The following is a 25,504-nucleotide window of genomic DNA, read 5'->3' as shown; positions in this document are numbered from 1 at the left end:
TTGGAGACTACAACGTTGATAGGCAAGGTGTGGAAGCATAGTGATATGTTAAGCTAACTTGTACTAATTACCCGTGAGGCTTAACCATACAACGCCAAACGCGTTTTATGTGATAGTTGATAGCGCAAGAAGTTAAGATTGTAGGTCGTGATTTATCGCGACAACTAAAGTAGATTTACTAACAGCTGTAAGCGATAAGCTTAAAGTTGTAAGAAAACAATTATCAGCATTTTCAAATTTTAGTTAGTGCGTAGAGATACGAACTGACACCAAATTTGCTTGGTGACAATAGCGTTTTGGACCCACCTGATCCCATGCCGAACTCAGTAGTGAAACGAAACAGCGCCGATGATAGTGTAGCATTTGTTATGTGAAAGTAGGTCATCGCCAGGCTCCAAATTAAAAGTCGCATTGCGCAAATATAAAAATAAGAAAATAGAAAAGAATTTTCTTGGTGACAATAGCGTTTTGGACCCACCTGATCCCATGCCGAACTCAGTAGTGAAACGAAACAGCGCCGATGATAGTGTAGCATTTGTTATGTGAAAGTAGGTCATCGCCAGGATTTAAATTAGAGAAAGCCGCTTCAGAGATGAAGCGGCTTTTTTTCGTTTGGAAGAAAGTGATGTAACCGGTCAATTAAAAAATAAACAGGCTCATACTAATCGGCTTAAATATTTAACCATTCTAGCGGACTAAATAAAGCGCTAACTGCGTTAGTAATTTTTCATGTACGACTGCATGTATGCAGGAGGTAGAGCAATGCAGGAGCAATTGCCGAGAACAACACCATGTCAAAATATCTGCCTTGTTATCACTGTATTTATCTTTCGCTATAAATGGTCATTAACTTAACACGATTGGTATCAGTCGTAGCATGAGGGATTGCGGCCGAACACGAGAGAATTGAAAGGAAGGCTATTATACCAATCTGCATAAATATTTGAACAATTTAACGAATTAAATCAAGACTATAATGTCGTTAAAGATTTTTTATTTAGAACAACTAGATATAAAAATTTTTGCCTAGTTATAGCGCAATTTTCTTGTCATTAAATAGACCCCATATCAACGCAGATTGGTATTACATCAGAGATATACCTTATAACAGGATGAAGGGTGGTGTAGCTTTTTAATTTTGAAGAACTTTTTCTTTGTGAAATTTACACTTAGAGTAACAAAGTTACCTCGTTTGAAGTTAACATGATAGAATTTTATCTCTCTTTACAATTCCAGTGAGGGTCAAATTGCCTACCTCTGATTATCAACAAGTATTAAATGACATCACCGCAGATGTACAGCCATTACTCTCACAGGGTAAAGTTGCTGATTATATTCCTGCGTTAGCTGAAGTGGATGCTAATCAATTTTCAATTGCGATTTACACAACTGACGGTCAGACATTCTGTGCTGGTGATTGCTCCAAACGTTTTACAATTCAATCAGTCTCCAAAGTGATGACTTTAACGCTAGCGTTACAACGCTATGGTGACGAGTTATGGGAGAGAGTAGGTAAAGAGCCATCAGGAACTGCATTTAACTCGCTAACGCAGCTTGAGTTTGAAAAAGGTATACCACGTAACCCTTTTATTAATGCAGGTGCGATCGTGACCTGTGATGCGCTATATAGTCGATTATCGGCACCGATGCATTCCATGTTAGAAGCGTTTAGAACTTTATCAGGAAATAAAACGATTCGTATCGATAAAAAAGTTGCTAGCTCTGAGTATGAGTTTCGTCACCGTAATGCCGCGATGGGGCATTTGATGAAGTCCTTTGGTAACTTTAATAATGAAGTTGATGATGTATTGTGGGCATACTTTAACTTTTGTGCGATAGAGTTAAACTGCATTGAACTCGCTAAAGCGTATAATTTTTTAGCAAATAAGGGGGTTGATAATACTTCAAACCGCCAAGTCCTTTCTAGCCTTCAGAGTAAGCAACTAAATTCATTGTTGTTTACGAGTGGCTTATATGATGCAGCTGGGGACTTTGGTTATAGGGTTGGAATGCCTGGAAAGTCAGGTGTGTCAGGAACAATTTTAGCCGTTTTACCTAATAAATTTACAGTGGCTGTGTGGTCCCCTGGGTTAAATTCATTTGGTAATTCTGTTGCTGGAATAGCAGCATTGGAGCTGCTATCTAATAAGCTTGATATCTCTATATTTTAAATAAATACCAAGGGGGCTATTGTTCCCAATAAACTTGTTCAAGGCAATCTTCTCGCTCCGGTAAGCCACGAGATAGACGAGGGGAGTGCTGAACCAATACTTCAAAGCTAGCTCGGTTAGCATACTTACTTATTTGTGATAATGATGAGTAAGTCATTGCTGGTTGTTGGTGCTTAGCTGAATTACCTACATTGAGTTTATGATAAACATTTGCAGATAAGTCATGTAATACGGCTGCTAGTGCGCAATCACCTGCACCATTGGTATTTTTAATCGAGTCTGGGCCACCCATAAATGGTGCTGTGTGGCTATATGCACGGGTAGGCTGTTGACAGTCAACTTTGCGCATAGCACGAGAAAATTCATAGCGATTGAAATCTGGTATTGCGCCAGGTAATAATGGGTACTCAGTTTCTCGTTTAAACTGCTCATCGATATAGCCCGCCATAAATAAGCCTTTCTCACCTGCGGTACAGATCACTAAATCGACCCAATCAAGTGCTTTATCTGCGGCGAGCAGAGGGTCTTCAAAGCCTGTTATTGCAAGCCCTTCTTCCTCATTCATTGCCAAAATATCAACGTGCTTATCGACAAAGTTCGCCCACCAAGTAGGGTCTTGTTCGATTAAGAATTTAGTCCCTAATGTAAGTACTACCGGTACGTCGGCATCATTTGCATATTTGACCGCTTGCATTGTAGCTTCGGTCATAGTTTCATTGCCTTGTGTACGCATAAGGTAAGCACTTATCACTAACGCAGATGAGTTTTCGATGAGGTTTTGATCGATTGATTCAGGACGTAAATGATTCATTAAACCTGCGCTGATCGCAAAGGTACGTTCACCAGTATCGTCAATGAGTGTGAAACAACGACCGATTGGACCATCTACAGGTTGCAGATAATCTAGATCTACGCGACTTGAGGTGTTGCATAAAAAACGATAGGCGTAGCTACCAATTTTAATATTTTCGCTCATCACGCCCAACAGTACAGAGCGATCATCTGCTAGTACTGAGTAGTTGTGCATGGTATTGCCAATGGTACCACCGGCAAACTCATAATCGATCATGTCGTTGAGTTTTAAACGATCATATAATGCATTGGTTATGTCATTATCAATAACCTGCGACATACCTCGGCGCAGTTGAAATTCGTCTAGGAAAGCTTGATCGACTTTAGCTTCTATATCAACTACGATTTGATCTATACCTGTGATGTAGCTGCGGTGCAACCTATCACTGGCATTGAGTTGATTAGTAAGTGGATCTTTTGCTTCCACTGGAAAATAATGTTTATGCCTGCGGCGTCCAGGAAATTTCATTTGCTACCCGTGTGTTGTGAGCTAAATAAAAAAAGCGAGGGATTATATCGCAAGTTGCACTGTATGAGCCATGCTAAAGCGGTTTTAATTTGTTTTATTTTTATCACTAATCAGTATGGTTATGATTTTATATCTCTAAATGAGTATAATTAAACAATAATTAGCAAAAGATTAAGTCAATGAGTGAGCTATTGAACGACCAATACTGGATGACACAGGCCTTAGAGTTCGCAAAAAAAGCTGAGCAGCTAAATGAAATTCCCGTCGGTGCGGTGCTGGTCAAAGACAACCAGTTTATTGCTGCTGGTTATAATCGATCTATTACAGATAATGATCCTTCAGCACATGCTGAAATGATTGCGATACGTGAAGGCGGTAAGGTGCTTAATAATTATCGCCTTATTGACTGTACGTTATACGTAACCTTAGAGCCTTGCTCTATGTGTGCAGGATTATTGGTACACAGTCGGATTAAGCGTTTGGTATTTGGTGCGGCGGATGAAAAAACAGGATCTGCGGGCTCTATAATGAACTTATTGCAAGATTGTAGATTAAACCATCAAGTTGAAGTTGAAGCTGGGGTATTAAGTGATTTATGCGGTCAAACCATTTCAGATTTTTTTAAACGTCGCCGAGGAGAAATAAAAGCTGCAAAGCAGGCATTGCGAGACCTGAAGGTTTAACCTACAGGGGCTGCAACGTTTAATTCCGCCATTTGTTGCATGGCAAACATTCTACGACGCCAAATTACTTTTTTCTGCAGGTTACGCAGCATTATTCTGCGACGGGTAGATGATGAATAAATAACATTCCGTTTAAACGAATGTGTGCGACGACGTTTCAGCATGGTTTCCCCTGAAAATGTGAGAGTGAGAAAGATATAATTTAATTATATACTTGATACTACACATTAGTGATCATTTGGTGACAAGTAAATAGATATTTTAGTTTGTACTGTTTTATCTTATTTAAAGTTGTGTGAGTCGCACTATGCTCTACTTTATTGCTTACTTTTAGTCATTACAGGTGCTTTTATTTGATCTTTTTTAGGTTCCGCCTTGTCATTATTTAGATCTGTAGGAGCTAGCAGTATTGGTGCTTCATTAATCGCATTATTTTCATCCAACCAAACTAACGCATCATAATAGCGACGAATATTGTCTACATACTTAACTGCAACATCACCGCGAGAATAGCCATACTTGGTTTTTCGGTAATAACGCTTTTTAATGAGTAGCGGCAATCGTTTTTTTACATCAGCCCATTTATCAGGGCTGGCGCCTTGTTGCTCCGTTATTATGCGGGCATCATTTACATGACCCCAACCAATATTGTATGAGGCTAAAGCCAACCAAGTACGATCAGGTTGTGGAACTCTATCTGGAATTCTTTTTACAAGTTTAGCTAAGTACTCAGAGCCTCCTTTTATATTTTGCTCTGGCGCTAGGCGGTTAGTTACACCCACTTGTTTTGCTGTATTACGCGTTAGCATCATAATACCGCGCACACCTGTAGGCGACCTCGCTCGTGGATTCCACATGGACTCTTGATAGCTTAAAGCCGCTAATAAGCGCCAATCTAGGCTGCCAGCATATTGCTCAAACCAAGGTTGATATTTAGGGAGTGTTTCTTTAATTGCCTCTATGTAGGCAAGCGTATTCACATAATTGAACTGACGTACATGACCAAAGTATTTCTCTTCTAAAACATATAGTTGATTTTTTTGTTTGGCATCACCAAAAAATGGCACCATTAACGCATATAAGGAATCATCACCATCTTTACGCAATAACCACGCAATAGGATCGTTGCGAGTAACAGAAAAACCAATACTTAGATTGGGGTGGTAACGTCGAAATAGTGAAAGCGTATGAGAATCTGCAAGTGTGTAATCTATTTCGCCATCTATCACTGCTTGTAATAGCTCTTCTTCATCAAGATCTTCAGTTTCTTGCCAACTAATATCTGGGTGCGTGTTTTTTATCTGCTGCAATGCTAATGAATGGCTACTTTTTGAAAGGACAGTTAGGTTACCTGTTAGATCATCAAAGTCACGTGGGCGAACTCGACCTTGTTTATAAACAAGCTTTTGACTTATTGTGCGGTAGGTTGGACCAAATCGATAGTCTTGGGCTCTGACTTTATTATAGGTTAAACCAGAGGCTATTAAATCTAAATCACCACTATCAAGGCGTGAGAACATATCTGATAAATTAAAAAACGGCACCATTTCCAGTTCAACACCAAGGTGATTAGCAAACTCTTGCGCAAGTTCGTATTCAAAGCCTTGCTCACCTTGGACTGCTTGGTAATAGTTACTTGCGCCCGCGAGGGTGCCTACTCTGATTTTATTTTGAGTTTTTATCTGGCTGAGTTGAGATTGTTGCTGCTGCATATCGCATGCACACAAAAACATTACTAACGTAATGATTGTAATTAGCTTTTGTTTGAACATAGCGAGCCCCTTAAATCCAATAATACACTTATATCAAAACTAAGTGATGACGTCACTTGGCGATTGGTTTTATTGCGTTTATTCCCTGTAGTATAAAATTTAGAAGATAATTTGATGAAAAGTGTAATTTTGAGTTAAATATGAACCCTATTTGAACTATAATGGCCGTCTAAAATATCGTTCAATCCCTAACCCCGGATGAAAATACCTATGTTGATCCTTCGTGGTGCACCAGCACTTTCCGATTTTAGAGTTCAGAAAATTTTAGCCCGTTGCCAACAGGCGCAACTTCCAGTCACTAATGTATACGCTGAGTATGCACACTTTGCAGATCTAACTGCAGAGCTTTCAAGTGACGAGCAAATTAAGCTTGAGAAGTTACTTACCTATGGTCCAACGATTGCCGAACATACACCAGCAGGAACATTGGTGTTAGTAACACCTCGTCCTGGCACAATCTCGCCATGGGCTTCAAAAGCGACGGATATTGCACATAATTGTGGGTTAACTCAAGTACACCGTGTTGAGCGTGGCATTGCTTATTATGTTGAAGGCGATTTAAACGCCGAACAATTAAACCAAACTGCCGCTTTATTACACGATCGTATGACTGAGGCAACGCATAGCGCATTTGATGACGCTGCTAAGTTGTTCCGTACCGACGCACCGAGCCAAATGTCATCGGTTGACACTTTAGGTGGTGGGCGTGAAGCACTTGCTAAAGCAAACGTTGAGCAAGGTTTTGCGCTTGCTGATGATGAAATTGATTATTTGGTAGAAAACTTCCAAAAGTTAGGGCGTAACCCGAACGACATCGAATTATTTATGTTTGCACAAGCAAACTCAGAGCATTGTCGTCATAAAATATTTAATGCAGATTGGACTATTGATGGTGTAGTACAGCCAAAATCACTGTTTAAGATGATTAAGAACACCTATGAGCTTAACCCTGAAAACGTGTTATCTGCTTATAAAGATAACGCAGCAGTAATGAAAGGTTCTAAAGCAGGTCGTTTCTTCCCAAATGTTGAAGGCGAATACGCGTATCATCAAGAGAATATTGAAATCCTGATGAAAGTTGAAACGCACAATCACCCAACAGCAATAGCCCCATTCTCTGGTGCAGCAACGGGGTCTGGTGGTGAAATTCGTGATGAAGGCGCAACGGGTCGCGGCTCTAAGCCTAAAGCGGGTTTAGTTGGCTTTACTGTATCTAACTTACGTATCCCTGGTTACGAGCAACCGTGGGAAACTGATTTTGGTAAACCTGCGCGTATCGTTACTGCGCTAGACATTATGACAGAGGGGCCATTAGGTGGCGCTGCGTTTAATAATGAATTTGGTCGTCCAAACTTAGTTGGTTATTTCCGTACCTATGAAGAAGAAGTGACAAGTCATAATGGTCTAGAGGTACGTGGTTACCATAAGCCTATTATGCTGGCTGGTGGTTTAGGTAATATTCGTACTGATCATGTGCAAAAAGGTGAAATCCCTGTTGGCGCTAAGCTGATTGCACTCGGTGGCCCTGCGATGAACATTGGTTTAGGTGGCGGTGCTGCTTCATCAATGGCGTCAGGCCAATCAAACGAAGATTTAGATTTTGCTTCAGTACAACGTGAAAATCCAGAAATGGAACGCCGTTGCCAAGAAGTAATCGATAAGTGTTGGCAGTTAGGTGATGATAACCCAATCGCGTTTATCCATGATGTGGGCGCAGGCGGTTTATCGAATGCATTCCCTGAACTTGTAAATGACGGTGGCCGTGGTGGTAAATTCCAGTTACGTGATATTCCGAATGATGAGCCGGGCATGGCACCACATGAAATTTGGTGTAACGAATCTCAAGAGCGCTATGTACTTGCTGTAGGCGTTGAAAACTTTGACCGTTTTGAAGCTATTTGTAAGCGCGAACGTGCACAGTATGCCGTGATTGGTGAAGCCACTGAAGAGCGTCATTTAACTGTTGCTGACAGTCATTTTGATAATAACCCAGTTGATTTACCATTAGATGTATTACTAGGTAAAGCACCTAAAATGCACCGTGAAGCACAATCAAAGCAAGTTGTAGGTCAAGCACTAGATACAACGAGTATTGATGTAAGTGAAGCGGCAACACGTTTATTACGTTTGCCAGCGATTGCTGAAAAAACGTTCTTAATTACCATTGGCGACCGTTCAGTAACAGGTCTAGTAGCACGCGACCAAATGGTTGGTCCGTGGCAAGTACCAGTGGCTAACTGTGCAGTGACAGCTGCTACATATGATACTTACCATGGTGAAGCTATGTCACTTGGTGAGCGCACGCCAGCGGCATTACTTAACTACGGTGCATCAGCACGTTTAGCGGTGGCTGAGTCATTAACTAATATTGCGTGTGCTAATATCGGTAGCCTTGAAAACATTAAGCTTTCAGCAAACTGGATGGCTGCAGCAGGTCACCCAGGTGAAGATGCTGGTTTGTATGAAGCAGTAAAAGCTGTGGGCGAAGAACTTTGTCCTGCGCTTGGCTTAACTATTCCAGTGGGTAAAGACTCTATGTCGATGAAAACCCAATGGGATGAAAGTGGTGAGCAAAAATCAGTAACCGCACCATTATCATTGATAATCACTGCATTTGGCCGTGTTGATGATGTGCGTAAAACGGTTACTCCGCAACTACGTACAGATAAAGGCGAAACGTCACTTATCTTAGTTGACTTAGGCGCGGGTAAAAATCGTATGGGCGCATCAAGCCTTGCGCAAGTTTATAAGCAATTGGGTGATGTAACACCTGATGTTGATAGCCCTGAGTTATTAAAAGGCTTCTACAATGCAATGCAAGCGCTAGTCGCCGATAGCAAGCTACTTGCTTATCATGACCGTTCAGACGGTGGTTTATTTACCACTGTAGCTGAAATGGCATTTGCGGGTCACACCGGCGTTACTGTAAACCTTGACGGTTTAACAGGTTCAGATATCGAAGCGCTTTACAACGAAGAACTTGGTGCTGTTATTCAAGTAGCTAATAGTGATTTAGCTGCTGTGAATGCGGTATTTGCAGAGCATGGTATTACTGCAATCAGCCACGAAATTGGCACCCTAAACAAAGATGATACCGTGGTATTTAATCGCGGTGGCAACGCTGTATTAAGTAATACGCGTACAGAATTACGTACTATTTGGGCTGAAACAACGTACCAAATGCAAGCACGCCGTGATAACCCTGATTGCGCTAAGCAAGAATTTGATGCCAAATTTGTCGCAACAGACCCGGGTCTTAACGTTAAACTTAACTTTGACTTAAACGAAGATGTTGCAGCACCTTATATTGCTACAGGCGCTAAGCCTAAAATGGCCATTTTGCGCGAGCAAGGTGTTAACTCGCATTTAGAAATGGCAGCAGCGTTTAACCGTGCTGGTTTTGCAGCCGTTGATGTACACATGAGCGACATTCTTGAAGGGCGTTTAAGTCTTGAAGAGTTTAAAGGTTTAGTGGCATGTGGTGGTTTCTCTTACGGTGATGTACTCGGCGCTGGTGAAGGTTGGGCTAAATCAATCTTGTTTAATGATATGGCACGCGATCAGTTCCAAAGCTTCTTTGAGCGTCAAGACTCATTTAGCTTAGGTGTATGTAATGGTTGTCAGATGCTATCAACACTTAAAGAATTGATCCCTGGTACTGAGCATTGGCCACGTTTTGTGACTAATAAATCAGAGCGTTTTGAAGCACGTTTTAGCTTAGTCGAAGTGCAAGAAAATCCGTCTGTATTCTTTAATGGCATGGCTGGTTCTCGTATGCCAATCGCTGTTTCACACGGTGAAGGTCATGCTGAATTTGCAAACGATGCAGCTGTTAAAGCGGCGCTTGAGTCTGGTACTGTGGCAGTGAAGTTTGTTGATAACCACGGTAAACCAACAACGCAATACCCTAACAACCCGAATGGCTCGCCAGAAGGTATTACAGGTATCACATCAGCGGATGGTCGTGCAACAGTAATGATGCCGCATCCTGAGCGTGTTTTCCGTGCTGTTGCTAACTCTTGGCACCCAGATGAGTGGAAAGAAGATAGCCCGTGGATGCGTATGTTCCGTAACGCACGTAAAAATGTAGGTTAATTTACATTTATACAAGCTAGGTTCATACTTTAGCGATAAAATAAAAGGCTGCATTGTGCAGCCTTTTTTGTTTAACTTGTACAAAGGTCAACGTGACTATTTTAAGGATAATATGCTAAAGCGTGTTGGTTGGGGGTTATTAGTTTTATTGATGAGTGTGATCACACTTGGCTATGTTTTTCGTATGCCGATCACTTTACATTTTATAGCGCCAACATTGAGTAGCTCTGGCGTCGAGCTGCATTGCTTAGACTGGTCATTAACGACTAAATTAGATTTACACGTGCAACGGGCATGTGTGATTTATCAAGGGCAACAGTTAGAGTTAGCAGATATTACAGTAAATACCCAATACATTACGATTGACCGTGCGAATTTAATACTCTCAAATTCTGATACTTCAACAGAGTCATCAACAGCTAAAAAGCTTGTATTGGCGTTACCGCAAAGTCGCCCGTTATTACATATAAACCGATTAGAGATCACGCAAGCTCAGTTACAAAAACCGTTAACTCTCAGTATTAATGAGTCAGTGATCAATGAGTTTTTTGTAGCTGGTGACGTAAAAGCGGATGTTAAAATAACAAAGACTAAAGTATCGGGGCATATTGAGCTTAATGATACGCTACTAACTAAAATGAAAGCGACAACAGCAAATTCACTCGCAGGCCTTAATTTCACGAGTCAGCATAGTTTTACTTTTGATGGTATTGAGTTGAAGTTAAAGTCTAAGCTAGATGCTGGTTTCTCCTCTGTCATTGATAGTTGTCCGATGACAGTTAAAAGTAACGGCGATGTAAGTAGTTACTATCACTTAAATACTAAATTAATAAATGTAGATGCTCAGCAATTAACAAGTACATTTAACGCTAAAAATGAGTGTTTACAAGGTTTAAACGGTGTTATTACTAATCCTGCGCAGCAGCAATTTATCGCTGACCAAATACCGTTAAGTTGGCAATTAACTTTACCCAACAAAATCACTCTGCAAGGCACTCAATTGACAGCGAATGAACTAACTTTGCAGGGAGAGTCACACGTACAGATGCGTATTCAGCAGTTAGCTGTGGACATCAATAGCGCCTTGGAGACTCTATCAGCACAAGTGGATTTACTATTTACCAGCGATGATATTACCCAATTGAAAATAGCCGCGAATACTAGCAACAATCATGTTGATGGTAATTTCCAATTAAAAATGGCTACGCTACCTGATTTTATCGCTGTTGATTTACAAAAAGTGAATACGCAAGGGCATTTTTTAATAAGTAACGCATTGGGCGAACAACCCAAAGTTGAGTTATCAGCAGAGCTGGCGCTAGCGCAACTAAAAGTGGACGATATCCTCCTTGATAATTACCACGCTACATTAAAAGCTAAGTTGCAAAGTGATCAGTATTTAACAGCGAGTTTATCAAGTAAGTTAGATATCGTTAAAGTAGGGAGTATTAAACTGACTCAACTTACTAATCAGTTAACCGCAGCGGGAAGTTTATCTGTTGGGGAGCTGTTTTTTGATTTAACCAGTGAAACTAAGTTGGCCATGTTGCAAAGTGACGAGTTCAAATTTAAAAACATTCGCATTAGTTCACAAGGTCTGCAAAGCAGAGCTTTACAAGCGTCGCATCACATATTTATAGACGGCATCGAGTTAGTTGCCAGCCATAATATGAGCAGTACTGCTCACCCCTTTGAAGTTATAATATCGGATCAATTAGTGACTAAGCTTAATCCACTGCTTCATCAGTTTGAACCGTTAGCAACCTTAACTGATGGGACTATCAGCGGGCGTATTACTGGCGATATAAATCTGCAGCAGGCAGATATCTCCTTACAGGTTACGGGTGTTAGTGGTTTGTACACAGACTACCTTGCTAAGCAGCTAAATACTCAATTTATGGGGCGGTATGATTCAGGGCAGCTTAATGTTGAACCTACTACATTTGAGCTTAATGAATTACGTGCAGGCGCAGTTGTTGAGCAACTTAATGGGTATTGGCAAGTTCAGGAAAACGTGCCTGCGCTTTTAAATGTCTCTGGCAATGTTATGGGTGGGCATTTTTTACTTGATGAGTATCGTTTAACAAATCAACCCCAACAAGCGTTGGTTAAGTTTGATAATATCGACGCAAGTAAGCTGATCACACTTGATGAAAAATCGGGGATAAGTTTAACCGGTAGAGTCGCAGGTCAACTACCTGTTTACTTTACTGACGCAGGCATTGAAGTGCGAGGCGGTGAACTTGTCAATAAAGGAACAGCAAAGTTGCTGATCACAGATAACGCAGCATTCAATGCGGTTAAAGACCAGCAGCAAGAACTTGGCCCAGTACTGGGCTTGCTGGAAGATTTGGATATTAAAAAAATTAATAGCAGTGTTAATTTAAAGCCTGATGGTTGGATGACTTTGGGAGTAAACTTACAAGGTTATAATCAACAGCAAGCGCAACAAGTTAACTTTAACTACAATCATGAAGAGAACGTTTTTACTTTACTCAGAGCCTTGCGTTTAAGTGACGAAATTACGCAAAAAGTTGAACAAGAGTATTCAACAAAAGGAAGCAAGAATGACTAGATGGTTAGTAATTATATCGGCGTTGGGGCTACTAAGCGCGTGCACACACCGCGTTGAAGTGGCAGCTAAAGAACCAATAACAATTAACTTAAATGTGAAAGTAGATCATGAAATTCGCGTTAAAGTTGATAAAGAACTCGACAGTTTATTTAGTGATGACAGTGAATTATTCTAAGGAGCAATGATGAGTATATTTAAAAATAAAAAGCTAAATTTTATCACACTTTTGAGTGCCGCTTGTTTGTCGTTCTCTGCATGGGCTATTAGTTTAGATGATGCAAAAAGCCAAGGCTTAGTTGGTGAAGATAGCTCTGGTTATTTAGGATTAGTAGTTCAAAACGCTGAAGCTAAAACAGTCGTTGATGAAATTAATGCCAAGCGTAAAGCGCAGTATTTAAAACTCGCTAAAAAGAACAATCTATCACTTGCGCAAGTAGAGGCGTTGGCAGCTGCAAAAACGATTGAAAAAACCCAAGTAGGGCACTTCGTTGAAGTTAATGGTGAATGGGTTAAAAAATAAACTCAGTGATTACTTAAGGACATTAAAAACCGAGCTTACATGCTCGGTTTTTTACAGTTCTCTAATAAGGTTTGCCAAAAATCGATACCTTTACGACGTGCTAGGTTAATGTTGTGCTCTGGAATTGACTCAGGCTCGTTGTACTCATCTAACGCGGCACTCATACTCGCCTCGCGAATTAAATGTAAGGTTGGGAAGGGCGCGCGGTTAGTATAATTGGCTGCGTCGCTATCATCACTGTCTGCAAATACATAGTCAGGGTGAAAGTTCGCTATTTGGTATTTACCTTCAAACCCTTGAGCGACTAACAGCGCATTAGCTAAATCAACGAGATCTAAAAATTCTTCAAAATCAGTAAAACCTTGTTCAAACATGAGCAATGTAGTTTCACGCTCAGGCAGCTGATCGAGTTCAATACATTGCTCAATCATTTCCATAACAGCATCATCAATGCTGGTGGCACCGCTTGTTTGATAATGTATGCAGTTACTCTCAACTTCTTTACGGGCAAATGGGCAAAAATTGTATTTAACAATGACGCTTGAAACCCACTCGCGGGTTTGTTGCTCTGGTAAACTTAGGTTTATTAATTCAGTCATTACGTGGCTCTAAATGTTCATTAATGATGGCGGTAGTCCTAGCGATAGCACCTTGGTTATTTGCAACACACTGTGCAGCGCGTTCGCCTAGCTGTATACAAAGTAAAGGTTGCTGACAAAGTGTAATAAGTTGCTGGCTTAATTCCTCGGTACTCGTGATTTTTTTAGCGCCACCCAGTGCAATTAGCTCAGGGTAAACATGATTAAAGTTATAAGTATGAGGGCCAGTTAAAACGCCAACTGAAAAAGCGGCAGATTCGAGCGGGTTATGCCCGCCGCGCTCAATTAAACTACCGCCAATATAACTTATATCAGCCATACCGTATAAACACTGTAGTTCACCTAGAGTATCAGCAAGAAGTACGTGTTCGCCCTGGTAGTCATTGTTACTACGGCGGCTGAAGCTCAATGCTGAGTCTTCAAGTAATGTAGCTACTTTATCAAACTGTTCTGGGTGGCGTGGTGCAATAACCAGCAATGCATCTGGGGAGTGCTTTAAAAGCTGTTTATGAGCATTCAAAATTAACGCATGCTCTATAGGATGCGTTGAGCCTGCCACCCAAATGAAGCGCTGGTTGTTGTATTGCTTTTTTAAGTGTTTTACCTTATCTAATTGCTCGATTGTTGGGCTAATATCAAACTTAATAGAACCAGTGATATGAATATATTCTGCATTTAAGCCCAGTTTAATAAAACGGTTTGCATCATCTTGGTTGTGGCTTGCTAAAGCGGTTATTGAGTCCATGATAGCTTTACTTAATGGAGCAACCTTTTGATAACCTTGCAGTGATTTTTCTGAAAGGCGAGCATTGAGTACAAGTACGGGAATACCTTGTTGCTTACACTGAGCCATTAAATTAGGCCAAAGCTCGGTTTCTAAAATACACAGCATGGCGGGCTTCGTACGTTTTAAAAAACGGGCTGTTGCGCATGGAAAATCCATCGGTAAGTAAGATAGGTGCACCGATGAATTAAAATTATTCTTTATTTGCTCTCTGCCAGTCGGTGTATTACACGTAATAAGTAAAGGCGTGCTTGGTAATTGCTGTTGTAATTTTTTAATGAGAGGCGATGCGGCAAGTACTTCACCTACTGACGCACAGTGGATCATAACAGGAGGATTAGTGGAGAGATTAGCGTTTATAAAACCAAAGCGCTCCATAAAATGATCACGATAGGCGGAATTTTTTCTACCGCGCAGTATATAGACGTAAAAAACAATAAGTGGGCTTAGTAGGTAAAGAACAAGCGAATAAAAAAAACGTGCCATTTTTAAGCCTCAAATAATAAAGTGTAATGATAACGTGGATAACTGAGAAGCAAAATATGAAATTGTTAAAAAGCGTTATATCAAAGAGTTTTGGGTGTTTAGTTAGCGCTAATTTGGTAATATTTCGTTATCTTTGCAAAAATAATAATAGTGTTGGTATTTAAATCCGCTATAAAAAGCCGAAGCTCGCTTTGAATGCATCATTATAGGGCTCCTAATACGACAAACCATTTTAGTAGTAGCCGCAAATAAAATATATAAAACTGCTTCGCACACAGTGATAGTGGTTTAGTGAAGACTATGCTTGTTTATCAGTACGCCTTTTTGATAGTAGCTAGTCAGACTAATTTTGAGAGGATTATAAATGTCTAATGTTGATTCAGTAGCAAGCAGCTACCTTGAAAGTCTAGCACGTCACCAAGCATTGTTTGAAACAATGCAAATGTACCATCCACAAGTCATGCAATTGCTTGAAGTGTGTCATAGCGCACTCGAAGCTGGTGGCAAAGTGGTATGGTTTGGTAATGGTGGCAGCGCAGCAGATGCGCAGCATTTAGCCGCAGAATTTGTTGTGCGTTATAAATTAGAGCGTGGGCCATTGGCATCAATGGCACTAACAACCGATACGTCAATTTTAACGGCGCATAGTAACGACTATCATTTTGACACTGTATTTGAGCGCCAAGTTCTTGCACTGTGCAAGCCTGAAGATTTAGTTATAGGTTTAACAACCTCAGGTACTAGTGCCAACATTAATTTAGCGTTAGCGGCTGCAAATGAGATTGGTGCTTACACCGTTGCGTTAACTGGGCGTGATGGCGGTAAAGTAAAAGATATTGCTAAGCTACCGATCATAATCAAAGATGATGAAACCGCCCGTATTCAAGAGGCGCACATGTTTATTGGCCATTGGCTTTGTGAAGCGATTGATATGGTTGTAGCGGGGAAAAGTTAATGGATTTAGCGCTATTTAAACATTTATCAAATGCGAGAATACTGGTTGTTGGCGATGTAATGCTCGATCGCTACTGGCATGGTGATTCAGGACGTATCTCACCTGAGGCTCCAGTTCCCATTGTTAAAGTTAGTAAATTTGAAGACAAAGCGGGTGGCGCTGCCAATGTGGCAAAGAACATTGCTCGTTTAGATGGCAAGGTAGGTCTGCTTGGGTTGATTGGTGAAGACGAAAGCGGTCAAATCCTTGAAAATATACTGGCAGATGAGCGTATTGACTCACAACTTGTGAGTGTATGCGATTTGCCGACTATTTCAAAAATGCGTGTTATTAGCCGTCACCAACAAGTAGTGCGCTTAGACTTAGAAGAAATGTTTACAGAGCAGCATAGCCAGTTGTTGTTGAATCGCCTAGAGTTGGTACTAGATCAGTATGATTTTGTATTGTTCTCTGATTACAACAAAGGCTCACTTTCGTTGATCCAGCAAATGATCACAATGGCAAAAAAAGCAGGTAAAACGGTATTAATTGATCCTAAGTCATCGGATTTAAATCTTTATCGTGGTGCTGATTACATTACTCCTAACTTAAATGAATTTAAGCTAGCTGGTGGTAAAACTGACTCTGAGAAAAACCTTACTGACAGTGCGCGTCAGTTAATCAAAGATGCGGGCGTTGCAGCAATGCTACTGACTCGTTCAGAGCAAGGTATGTCGCTTATTAGTGCTAATGAAAAACATGATTTTGCAGCACAGCAGCTTGAAGTGAGTGATGTAACTGGCGCGGGTGATACTGTAATTGCAACCCTCGCTGTTATGCTTGGTGCGGGCATGAAGCCTAAAGATGCGGTAGAAATAGCGAACCTTGCCGCGGGGATTGCGGTGAGCAAATTAGGCGCTGCAACCGTGTCGCCTGAAGAGCTGAGCCGTAAACTAGGTCAGTATTTACAAAAAACGGGTGAGCATTATCAAACCCCATTTGATGATGTGCTTCAGCATATTGAATTTGCTAAGCAAAATGGCGAAACAATTGTATTTACGAATGGCTGTTTTGATATTTTACACGCAGGTCATGTACGTTATTTAGCACAGGCAAAAGCACGAGGTGATCGTCTAGTTGTTGGTTTAAATAATGACGAATCAATTACTCGCTTAAAAGGCCCTGAGCGCCCAATCAATCCGCTTGATGAGCGCGCAATGGTGTTAAGTGCACTGGCTTCAGTTGATTGGGTTATACCATTTGGTAGCTTAGATGAAAACGACACCCCAGCTAAATTAATCGAACAGATCAGTCCTGATATTTTAGTGAAGGGCGGCGATTATACGGTTGATCAAATTGCAGGTGCGGAGCACGTACTGCGCCATGGCGGAAAAGTAGAGGTGCTTGAATTTTTAAATGGCTGTTCTACATCTAAAGTGATCAGTAAAATTAAAGCTTAACTATTTTAATTAGTTACCTTGGGCAATTAGCTTAAGTTAATCCCTTAAGGCTGACTGGTACGCATATTCAAGATGCTGCCAGTCGTTTTGCTGCCAATGCATCACTTGGTTACGACCTTGCTCTTTATTGAACGAACGAGCAAGGCGGGCCATATTAGCTTGCTGCCATTTTTTTGCCGGTGTTTTTAGTTCGCCGCGATCAAAGTCGATAATATAGACCTCACCTGTTTCATCAAACAGGATGTTATTGATATTCAAATCTGCGTGATACACGCCATGATTATGAAAGTCGGCAATAGTATTAGCTACTTTTATTACCTCTTGCTTGGTAAAAGAGCGCTGTTTTAAAACATCAAGCAAACTCTGAGCGCCTGTAATGGCTTGGGTAATAAGATCACCACGGTAAATTAAACCACATTTTGAAACTTTAGCTGCAATTGGTTTTGGTACATTTAGGCCTAACTCAGTGAGTTTCATCATCAAATTAAACTCTTGATAAACGCGTGTTTTTTCAAGGCCTAAATACAAGTATTGATCGCTCAATACTTTACCTACTAAACCTCCTCGCCAATAGTGCCTGAGTACCGCTGTTAATTTGTCATGACAAAAAAACCATGCTGTTGCGCGGCCTTTTTTTGTACCGACAATTTTTTTTTGCTGCTGCCAATATTCATTATCAAACCAGTTTAAGCTAACTTGGGCGCTGTGCTCTGGATGACTTAAAAGAATGTGTTCATTAATGGTTTGTTGGTTAAACATAGCGTATTTACTTTATAACAACCGATAAGGGTATATTAACCTGTTTTAAAGCGGAGCATAAGTGCTTGCAATAGCGAGTGGTTAATTTAAGATCAAGCCATAGTTTATTGTTAAGTGAAGAGCGCCAGTGAGCCAAATTCCTAGTTATTCAGACATCTGTATTTTAAGACTTTCAGCAATTGGTGATGTGTGCCATGGCGTTTCAGCGGTACAAGCAATTCAAAAAGCACACCCTAATGCCAAAATAACTTGGGTGGTAGGAAAAATTGAGGCGATGCTCTTAGCTGGTTTACCTGGCGTAGAGCTGGTGGTGTTTGATAAAAAGCAAGGTAAAGTAGCTTATCAGCAGTTAAAGCAACAATTTAAAGGTCGCATGTTTGATGTTTTGCTGCATATGCAAGTTGCATTGCGCGCGAACTTAGTGGCACGTTGTATTCCTGCAAAAACAAAAGTGGGTTTTGATTGGGCGCGGTCAAAAGAGTTACATAGTTTATTTATTAATAAGCGTATAGCACCTGCGCAGCAAGCACATGTATTAGAAGGCTTTAAAGGCTTTACTCACGCCATCGGCGTGCCTGATTATCAGCCTACTTGGAAGATGCCCGTAAGCTGTGAAGATCAGGGTATTGCGGATCAATTACTTGGCGCTGAGCGTTTAGCTGGGCGTATTTTTGTGATATCACCAGCTGCCAGTAAAAAAGAGCGTAATTGGTTAGCAGAGCGTTACGCAAAAATGGCTGAACATGCACATAGTAAAGGGTTTAATGTCGTTATTACGGGCGGACCTACTCCTTTAGAAATTGAGCTTAGCGCGCAAATTATTGCTAATACGCAAACACCTATTTTAAATTTAGTGGGTAAAACGAAGCTCAAAGAGCTTTTATGTGTATTAAAACGTGCTGAATTGATGCTTGCTCCAGATACGGGGCCTGCACATATGGCGGTTACAGTGGGTACTCCAGTGATAGGCTTATATGCACATTCAAACCCAAAACGTACTGGGCCGTATTTATACCAAGACTATGTGGTTGAGGTGTATCATCAAAACTTACTTAAACAAACAGGCAAAACAGCGGAACAATTACCTTGGGGCACGCGCATTAAAGGCAGTGAGTTAATGAGCCAAATACAAGTTGATGATGTGATTGTCATGTTTGAAAGGGTTGTTCTTGAAATAAATAATGATATAGAGCCACCATTATGAATCCCAATAAAGCATTGTTTTTAGACCGTGATGGCGTGGTTAACATTGACCATGGCTATGTTTATGAGCCTGAAAAGTTTGAATTTGTACCCGGCGTTTTTCAAGCCTGTAAAGCATTTGTAGATGCTGGATATAAATTAATTATAGTGACTAATCAGTCAGGTATTGGCCGTGGATATTATAATGAGGCGGACTTCAACGCTTTAACACACTGGATGATTGCACAATTTAATCAGCACAATGTGCGAGTAACCGATGTGTACTTTTGCCCACACCACCCTAAAAACGCACAGCCAAATTATCTTAAAGAGTGCGACTGTCGTAAGCCGGCTCCAGGCATGTTATTACAGGGTATTAAAGAGCATAATATCGACCCTGCGCAAAGTATTATGGTGGGGGATAAGATCAGTGATATGCAAGCGGCAAGTGCCGCGAGTATTGCAACGCGAGTACTTGTACGATCTGGGCAACGTTTTGAGATGAGTGTTATTGAGTCTGCGCACCATGTTTGCGATTCATTAGCTGATTTGCCTCATATATTGTTACCTCAATAATGATCATTAATGGCAGCCTATTTTTTCTGCGACGAACTACAAACAGTGCATTTGTTTAGCTAAACTTTTACAATAGCCACAAAGATGAGCTGCGCGTTATATTATTCGCGCTAACCCCGTTCAATAAATTGGAGACTACAGATGAGAGCATCTGCATTTTTTAGCCAACTTCAACAGCAAATTGAAGATGTTAAAGCCGAAGGCCTATATAAAAACGAACGTATAATTACCTCTCAACAGCAAGCGCAAATTGAAGTTGCTTCTGGAGATAAAGTAATTAACTTTTGTGCAAATAACTACTTAGGCTTAGCCAATAGCCCTGAATTAATTCAAGCTGCGCAAAATGGCTTAAATGATCATGGGTTTGGTGTGGCATCTGTTCGCTTTATTTGTGGTACACAAGATATTCATAAAACGTTAGAGAAAAAAATCAGTGAGTTTTTAGAAACTGAAGATACCATTTTATATTCTTCATGTTTTGATGCTAACACGGGATTATTTGAAACGATTTTGGGTCCTGATGACGCGATTATCTCTGATTCATTAAACCACGCCTCAATTATCGATGGCGTACGTTTGTGTAAAGCTAAGCGTTTTCGTTACGCTAATAACGACATGGTTGACCTTGAAAAACAACTTATTGCAGCAGACGAAGCCGGCGTTAAAAATAAATTAATTGCAACTGATGGCGTGTTTTCAATGGACGGTGTTATTTGTAATTTAGAAGCCGTTTGTGACCTTGCTGATAAATACAATGCATTAGTAATGGTTGATGATTCTCACGCAGTAGGCTTTGTTGGCGAAAACGGCAAAGGAACACCTGAATATTGCAATGTGTTAGATCGTGTTGATATTATTACAGGCACATTAGGTAAAGCGCTTGGTGGCGCATCGGGTGGTTATACATCGGGTAAAAAAGAGATTGTTGAATGGCTACGTCAGCGTTCACGTCCATATTTATTCTCTAATTCACTAGCCCCTTCAATTGTAACGGCCTCAATTAAAGTGCTTGAAATGTTAGCTGATGGCAGTGAGCTTCGTGCTAAATTATGGTCAAATGCTAAGTACTTCCGTGAACAAATGGAAGCCGCAGGTTTTACGTGTGCAGGTAAAGATCATGCGATTATTCCAGTGATGTTAGGTGATGCAAAAGTCGCATCAGCTATGGCTGATAAGTTATTGGCTGAAGGTATTTATGTTACAGGTTTTTCATTCCCTGTTGTGCCAAAAGGCCAAGCACGTATCCGTACGCAAATCTCTGCGGCGCACAGCATTGAACAACTAGACACCGCAATTGCAGCCTTTACCCGCATTGGTAAAGAAATGGGCGTTATCTAATTTATTATTTTAAGCCGCGCTTTTGTCGCGGTTTTTTATTGAGTGTGATTCATGAAAGCATTATCTAAATTAAAAGCAGAACCCGGTATTTGGATGACAGATGCGCCAAAACCTGAAGTTGGCCATAACGATTTATTAATTAAAATCCGTAAAACTGCAATTTGTGGTACCGACGTACATATTTATAAATGGGATGAGTGGGCGCAAAACACCATTCCAACACCTATGGTTGTTGGCCATGAATATGTAGGTGAAGTGGTTGATATGGGCCAAGAAGTCCGTGGTTTTAGTGTTGGTGATCGCGTTTCAGGCGAGGGTCATATTACATGTGGGCATTGTCGTAATTGCCGTGCTGGACGAGTACATTTATGCCGCAACACCACGGGTGTTGGTGTAAACCGTGAAGGTGCGTTTGCTGAGTATTTAGTGATCCCTGCATTTAATGCATTTAAAATACCGGATAATATCAGCGATGAATTAGCCTCTATTTTTGACCCATTTGGTAATGCAGTGCATACCGCATTGTCGTTTGATTTAGTGGGTGAAGATGTTTTGATCACCGGTGCTGGCCCGATCGGCATTATGGCTGCTGCCGTTGCTAAACATGTGGGTGCTCGCCATGTAGTTATTACAGACGTAAACGAATATCGCTTGGATTTAGCACGTAAAATGGGTGCTACTCGCGCCGTTAATGTTGCCAATGAAAAGCTTGAGGATGTAATAAAAGAGCTAGGTATGACAGAAGGCTTTGATATTGGTCTTGAGATGTCAGGTGTACCAGTTGCATTTAATGGTATGTTAAATAACATGAATCATGGCGGTAAAATTGCCATGTTGGGTATTCCTCCATCAGATATGGCTGTTGATTGGAACCAAGTGATCTTTAAAGGCTTGGTGATTAAAGGTATTTACGGCCGTGAAATGTTTGAGACATGGTACAAAATGGCCAGCCTTATTCAGTCTGGTTTAGACCTTAATCCAATTATCACTCATCAGTATTCAATTGATGACTTCCAAGCAGGCTTTGATATGATGATTTCAGGCCAATCAGGTAAAGTTATTTTAAATTGGGATTAGCTCAATTTAGATTTTAAAAAAGGGCGGCTTAGGTCGCCTTTTATATTTAGAGAGTATTATGGCATTTAAGCATATTTCAATTACACAGACGCAAGCACTCCTTAATAAAGAGGATGTAGTGATTGCAGATATTCGTGATCCTAACTCATTCCAAGCAGGGCATATCCCTGGCTCTGAGCATTTATCAAACGCGAACATTAGCGAATTCATGATGAATAAAGAGTTTGATCAACCTATTATTATCGTGTGTTATCACGGTATGAGCTCACAAGGGGCTGCCAGCTATTTAGCCGAGCAAGGGTTTGAAGATGTGTACAGTATGGATGGTGGTTTTACGCAATGGGAGGCACAATTGCCGGAGAATGTAGAGCGATGATTGAATTAGGCAGTATTAATAATCCCCGCGCGGCACAAGGCTTTATAGATTACGTAAAAAGCAAAGGCCTTGATGCGCAGTTACGTTCTAGCAATGGACAAGCAGTGATTATTTGTATTGCCTCAAGTGATTTTCATCAAGCCCAACCATTATGGGAAGAGTTTGTTGAAAACCCTCATCATGAACGCTACCAGGCTGCTTCATGGCAAGTGGGCAGCACGCAATCTGTTTTAAGTTACCAAGGGCAGTCGCTTAATTTAAAAGCGCGCTTTAAAGCGCTAAGCTGGTTAAATCAGACGGTAACCTTATTATGTGTTGCTATTTATATCGCATTTACACTCGGTGGATTTGAGCCAATTTATAGTGTGTTGCAGTTTAACCCAAATCAGCCACTAACATGGTTAACGCCTGCTATTGTGCATTTTAGTGCCGTGCATTTGTTGTTTAATATTATTTGGTGGATAACCCTTGGTAATGGTATAGAAAAACTGGCAGGTAAGAGTACTCTAATAGGCCTTTTTCTTATTACAGCGCTATTGAGTAGTTGGGCTGAGTTTATTATGGTTGGCCCTAATTTTGGTGGCTTGAGTGGGGTCGTATACGGTTTACTTGGCTATTGCTGGATTTATCGCGAATTTAATCCTAAACAACCGGAGTTAGTCAGCAATGGTATTATTGGATTTATGCTTGTGTGGCTAGTACTAGGCTTTGGAGATATGTTATTTGTAAGTATGGCCAATTGGGCGCATTTAGGCGGCTTATTAAGCGGTATGGCTTATGCCTTCACCGCTCAATTATTTACAGTAAAAAAATCTAGTGATAAAGATATTTAGTAAAGAGCACTTCGCGAATAACTTCTTGCCCTGTTTCTTGCTTTAATAGGGCTTTTAGTTTTTCAGCACAGCGTTTACGGATCTCTTCACGACCGGTAAGTGACTTTACTTTTTCTTCAGGTTCTTTCGATAAAATCCCTACAATCGCATCACGTAACAGCGGTGTGTGATGTTCGACGATGGCAATGTTTGCCATATCGCTCAGCATTAAATCGACGGTAATACGCACATAACCGAGTTTTTTATTACTTTGGCCAATATAGTTGGTAATAATGTCTGGTTCAAAGCCAAAATAGCCTACCGTTGTTTCTGCGCGACTCGCAAAGCTGCCAAATAAACTAAGCAACAAGGTGCTAATTAATATACTAGCGTAAAGCGTTTTTTTCATATTAAGTAAAGAGTCCCGTATTTAATTACCATTAGTTTATACGTAATACTGGTCAAGATACAGGCTGAAGGGGTTATTATATTCATTAATCATCACTTTTTCCAAACCGCAGGCAGTGGTATCATTTATCTGGTTATTATTAAACAGAGCTATCGTGATCACATACCCACTACCACTCACTGCCAATTGGCAGCGGGGCGCAGCATTAAATTCATTGTCAAAAACTGAGCAAAGCTGGTTGCTTGAACCCGGTTCACTGACCGCTAAATTAAAGTCCCATGGGCGTGATTTTTCAGTACAGGTTTTAAGTGAGTTACAGTGTATTTTAACTCTTGAGCAGCAGCAATTATTGGATTGTTCACATGAAAAAATAATAAACCGTGAAGTACTACTGTGGTGTGATGGCCTGCCTATGGTCTATGCACAAAGTTGGTTGCCGGTTACGGATGATATGCAACAGCAGCAATTACTCGTGCTTGGTAATAAACCTCTGGGCGACATTATCTTTCAACACCCAGATTTAAAACGAACAGAAATTGAAGTTGCATGTTTTGATCGTCAACATTGTATCCAGCAGCTAGTGAGTCAATATTCTTCAACAGCCACGGATTTGTGGGGACGCCGAAGTGTTTTTTCGTTAATGAAAAGCCGATTCTTGGTCTCTGAAATATTCTTACCTGGAGCCTTTATTTACACATGAAATTAGCCGCATTACAGCAAGCCCACATTCCTTATTACAAACAACTAATGCGCACAGATAAGCCAATTGGCACGTTGTTGTTGTTATGGCCAACATATTGGGCTTTATGGTTGGCAAGTAATGGAACGCCTAGCTTGGTTAATCTAATTGTGTTTAGTTTGGGTGTATTTGTAATGCGCAGTGCGGGTTGTGTGATCAATGATTATGCCGACCGCGAAATTGATGGCAGTGTAAAACGTACTGAGCAACGGCCACTTGCCGCAGGACTGGTGTGTAGTGGTGAGGCACTAAGTTTATTTTTTTTATTGATCATTATTGCCTTTGGTTTAGTTTTACTGCTGAGCTGGCCAACAATGCTATTATCCGTAGGGGCGCTGTTATTGGCTTTTAGTTATCCATTTATGAAGCGTTATACGCATTTGCCACAAATGGTTTTAGGTGCTGCGTTTGGTTGGGCAATACCGATGGCATATATGGCGGCCACAGGAGATGTCCCCCTTCAAGCGTGGTTATTATTTACTGCTAATGTCCTGTGGACTATGGCGTACGATACTATGTATGCAATGGTCGACAGAGATGATGATTTAAAGATCGGGGTTAAATCTACCGCTATCTTATTTGGTCATTTTGACAGGTTAATCATCTTTATCCTAAATACGGTGTTTATTGTTTTATTAGCTGTAGTCGGGGTTATTAGTGATTTAGATACCCCCTATTGGCTAGGTGTTTTAGTTGCATGTGGCTTTTTAGTCTATCAACAATCTCTAATTCATACTCGTGATAGAGAGCGTTGTTTTAAGGCTTTTTTAAACAACCACTATGTTGGTATGGTTGTTTTTGTAGGCTTAGTGGCATCCTTGCCACTGAATATATAA

Annotated in this window: 22 protein-coding genes and 3 rRNA genes; 19 read left to right on the top strand and 6 right to left on the bottom strand. The window is 40.8% G+C overall.

What is annotated here, in order from left to right:
• The 4 genes from HH219_RS02965 to glsB form a co-directional block, all read left to right on the top strand.
• Positions 1-88 (top strand): 23S ribosomal RNA (locus HH219_RS02965); the annotation flags it as partial.
• A 190-nt stretch (positions 89-278) separates the two neighbouring features.
• A 5S ribosomal RNA gene (gene rrf, locus HH219_RS02960) occupies positions 279-393 on the top strand.
• 57 nt (positions 394-450) lie between these two features.
• A 5S ribosomal RNA gene (gene rrf / locus HH219_RS02955) occupies positions 451-565 on the top strand.
• A gap of 682 nt (positions 566-1,247) precedes the next feature.
• Positions 1,248-2,171 carry a glutaminase B gene (gene glsB / locus HH219_RS02950; RefSeq protein ID WP_054455079.1) on the top strand — a complete coding sequence of 308 codons (924 nt, stop codon included), beginning with the start codon at positions 1,248-1,250 and terminating at the stop codon, positions 2,169-2,171.
• A gap of 16 nt (positions 2,172-2,187) precedes the next feature.
• On the opposite strand, the gene HH219_RS02945 is transcribed toward glsB, so the two are convergent.
• Positions 2,188-3,492: an inosine/guanosine kinase gene (locus HH219_RS02945; RefSeq protein WP_054204373.1), complete on the bottom strand. Its 1,305-nt coding sequence runs from the start codon at positions 3,490-3,492 to the stop codon at positions 2,188-2,190.
• Positions 3,493-3,671: 179 nt separating this feature from the next.
• On the opposite strand from HH219_RS02945, the gene tadA reads away from it, so the two are divergent.
• Positions 3,672-4,175: a tRNA adenosine(34) deaminase TadA gene (tadA, locus tag HH219_RS02940; protein ID WP_054204372.1), complete on the top strand. Its 504-nt coding sequence runs from the start codon at positions 3,672-3,674 to the stop codon at positions 4,173-4,175.
• Positions 4,176-4,492: 317 nt separating this feature from the next.
• Here the strand turns inward: tadA and mltF are convergent, their stop codons facing one another.
• Entirely contained in the window at positions 4,493-5,947 is a 1,455-nt protein-coding gene (gene mltF, locus HH219_RS02935) for a membrane-bound lytic murein transglycosylase MltF (RefSeq protein ID WP_249118430.1), read from the bottom strand.
• A 210-nt stretch (positions 5,948-6,157) separates the two neighbouring features.
• On the opposite strand from mltF, the gene purL reads away from it, so the two are divergent.
• The 4 genes from purL to HH219_RS02915 all read left to right on the top strand — a co-directional run bounded on the left by purL (position 6,158) and on the right by HH219_RS02915 (position 13,137).
• Positions 6,158-10,042 carry a phosphoribosylformylglycinamidine synthase gene (purL, locus tag HH219_RS02930; protein WP_169326574.1) on the top strand — a complete coding sequence of 1,295 codons (3,885 nt, stop codon included), beginning with the start codon at positions 6,158-6,160 and terminating at the stop codon, positions 10,040-10,042.
• A gap of 112 nt (positions 10,043-10,154) precedes the next feature.
• Positions 10,155-12,617 (top strand): YdbH domain-containing protein, encoded by a 2,463-nt coding sequence (locus HH219_RS02925; RefSeq protein WP_169326573.1) that lies wholly within the window; start codon positions 10,155-10,157, stop codon positions 12,615-12,617.
• Complete coding sequence (locus tag HH219_RS02920) at positions 12,610-12,792, top strand: YnbE family lipoprotein (RefSeq protein WP_054204369.1); 183 nt, start codon at positions 12,610-12,612, stop codon at positions 12,790-12,792. The genes HH219_RS02925 and HH219_RS02920 overlap by 8 nt, the downstream gene beginning before the upstream one ends.
• Before the next feature lie 9 nt (positions 12,793-12,801).
• Complete coding sequence (locus tag HH219_RS02915; protein WP_169326580.1) at positions 12,802-13,137, top strand: YdbL family protein; 336 nt, start codon at positions 12,802-12,804, stop codon at positions 13,135-13,137.
• A 35-nt stretch (positions 13,138-13,172) separates the two neighbouring features.
• On the opposite strand, the gene HH219_RS02910 is transcribed toward HH219_RS02915, so the two are convergent.
• Together HH219_RS02910 and waaA are read right to left on the bottom strand one after the other, a co-directional pair.
• A complete protein-coding gene (locus HH219_RS02910) occupies positions 13,173-13,736 on the bottom strand; it encodes a DUF1415 domain-containing protein (RefSeq protein WP_169326572.1) in 564 nt (187 codons plus the stop codon).
• Positions 13,729-15,006, bottom strand: a complete 1,278-nt coding sequence (gene waaA, locus HH219_RS02905; RefSeq protein ID WP_169326571.1) for a lipid IV(A) 3-deoxy-D-manno-octulosonic acid transferase — start codon at positions 15,004-15,006, stop codon at positions 13,729-13,731. The genes HH219_RS02910 and waaA overlap by 8 nt, the downstream gene beginning before the upstream one ends.
• Positions 15,007-15,370: 364 nt before the next feature.
• On the opposite strand from waaA, the gene HH219_RS02900 reads away from it, so the two are divergent.
• Positions 15,371-15,961, top strand: a complete 591-nt coding sequence (locus HH219_RS02900; RefSeq protein WP_054455089.1) for an SIS domain-containing protein — start codon at positions 15,371-15,373, stop codon at positions 15,959-15,961.
• Positions 15,961-17,400 carry a bifunctional D-glycero-beta-D-manno-heptose-7-phosphate kinase/D-glycero-beta-D-manno-heptose 1-phosphate adenylyltransferase HldE gene (hldE, locus tag HH219_RS02895; protein ID WP_054204364.1) on the top strand — a complete coding sequence of 480 codons (1,440 nt, stop codon included), beginning with the start codon at positions 15,961-15,963 and terminating at the stop codon, positions 17,398-17,400. The genes HH219_RS02900 and hldE overlap by 1 nt, the downstream gene beginning before the upstream one ends.
• Before the next feature lie 36 nt (positions 17,401-17,436).
• Here hldE and HH219_RS02890 read toward each other — a convergent pair whose 3' ends face one another.
• Positions 17,437-18,159, bottom strand: coding sequence for a 3-deoxy-D-manno-octulosonic acid kinase (locus HH219_RS02890; RefSeq protein WP_169326570.1), 723 nt, complete (start codon positions 18,157-18,159; stop codon positions 17,437-17,439).
• Positions 18,160-18,286: 127 nt separating this feature from the next.
• On the opposite strand from HH219_RS02890, the gene HH219_RS02885 reads away from it, so the two are divergent.
• The 6 genes from HH219_RS02885 (at position 18,287) to glpG (ending at position 23,541) form a co-directional block, all read left to right on the top strand.
• Entirely contained in the window at positions 18,287-19,363 is a 1,077-nt protein-coding gene (locus tag HH219_RS02885; protein WP_169326569.1) for a glycosyltransferase family 9 protein, read from the top strand.
• On the top strand, positions 19,360-19,917 hold the full coding sequence (gene gmhB / locus HH219_RS02880; RefSeq protein ID WP_054204361.1) for a D-glycero-beta-D-manno-heptose 1,7-bisphosphate 7-phosphatase: 558 nt from the start codon (positions 19,360-19,362) through the stop codon (positions 19,915-19,917). Before HH219_RS02885 ends, gmhB begins: the two co-directional genes overlap by 4 nt.
• A 141-nt stretch (positions 19,918-20,058) precedes the next feature.
• Positions 20,059-21,255, top strand: coding sequence for a glycine C-acetyltransferase (locus tag HH219_RS02875; RefSeq protein WP_054204360.1), 1,197 nt, complete (start codon positions 20,059-20,061; stop codon positions 21,253-21,255).
• A 51-nt stretch (positions 21,256-21,306) separates the two neighbouring features.
• Complete coding sequence (gene tdh, locus HH219_RS02870; RefSeq protein WP_054204359.1) at positions 21,307-22,332, top strand: L-threonine 3-dehydrogenase; 1,026 nt, start codon at positions 21,307-21,309, stop codon at positions 22,330-22,332.
• Between the two features lie 58 nt (positions 22,333-22,390).
• Positions 22,391-22,708, top strand: a complete 318-nt coding sequence (gene glpE, locus HH219_RS02865) for a thiosulfate sulfurtransferase GlpE (RefSeq protein ID WP_054455099.1) — start codon at positions 22,391-22,393, stop codon at positions 22,706-22,708.
• Positions 22,705-23,541 carry a rhomboid family intramembrane serine protease GlpG gene (gene glpG, locus HH219_RS02860; RefSeq protein WP_054455101.1) on the top strand — a complete coding sequence of 279 codons (837 nt, stop codon included), beginning with the start codon at positions 22,705-22,707 and terminating at the stop codon, positions 23,539-23,541. The genes glpE and glpG overlap by 4 nt, the downstream gene beginning before the upstream one ends.
• Here the strand turns inward: glpG and HH219_RS02855 are convergent.
• Complete coding sequence (locus HH219_RS02855) at positions 23,522-23,929, bottom strand: flagellar basal body-associated protein FliL (RefSeq protein ID WP_054204356.1); 408 nt, start codon at positions 23,927-23,929, stop codon at positions 23,522-23,524. The two genes, glpG and HH219_RS02855, sit on opposite strands and share 20 nt — an antisense overlap.
• 154 nt (positions 23,930-24,083) lie before the next feature.
• Between HH219_RS02855 and HH219_RS02850 the strand changes: the two genes are divergently transcribed.
• Positions 24,084-24,629 (top strand): chorismate lyase, encoded by a 546-nt coding sequence (locus HH219_RS02850; protein ID WP_169326568.1) that lies wholly within the window; start codon positions 24,084-24,086, stop codon positions 24,627-24,629.
• Entirely contained in the window at positions 24,626-25,504 is an 879-nt protein-coding gene (ubiA, locus tag HH219_RS02845) for a 4-hydroxybenzoate octaprenyltransferase (protein ID WP_169326567.1), read from the top strand. The genes HH219_RS02850 and ubiA overlap by 4 nt, the downstream gene beginning before the upstream one ends.

The sequence above is a fragment of the Pseudoalteromonas sp. NEC-BIFX-2020_015 genome (assembly GCF_012952265.1).
Taxonomy (GTDB): Bacteria; Pseudomonadota; Gammaproteobacteria; order Enterobacterales; family Alteromonadaceae; genus Pseudoalteromonas; species Pseudoalteromonas neustonica.
This window is presented reverse-complemented; position numbering and strand designations above follow the sequence as displayed.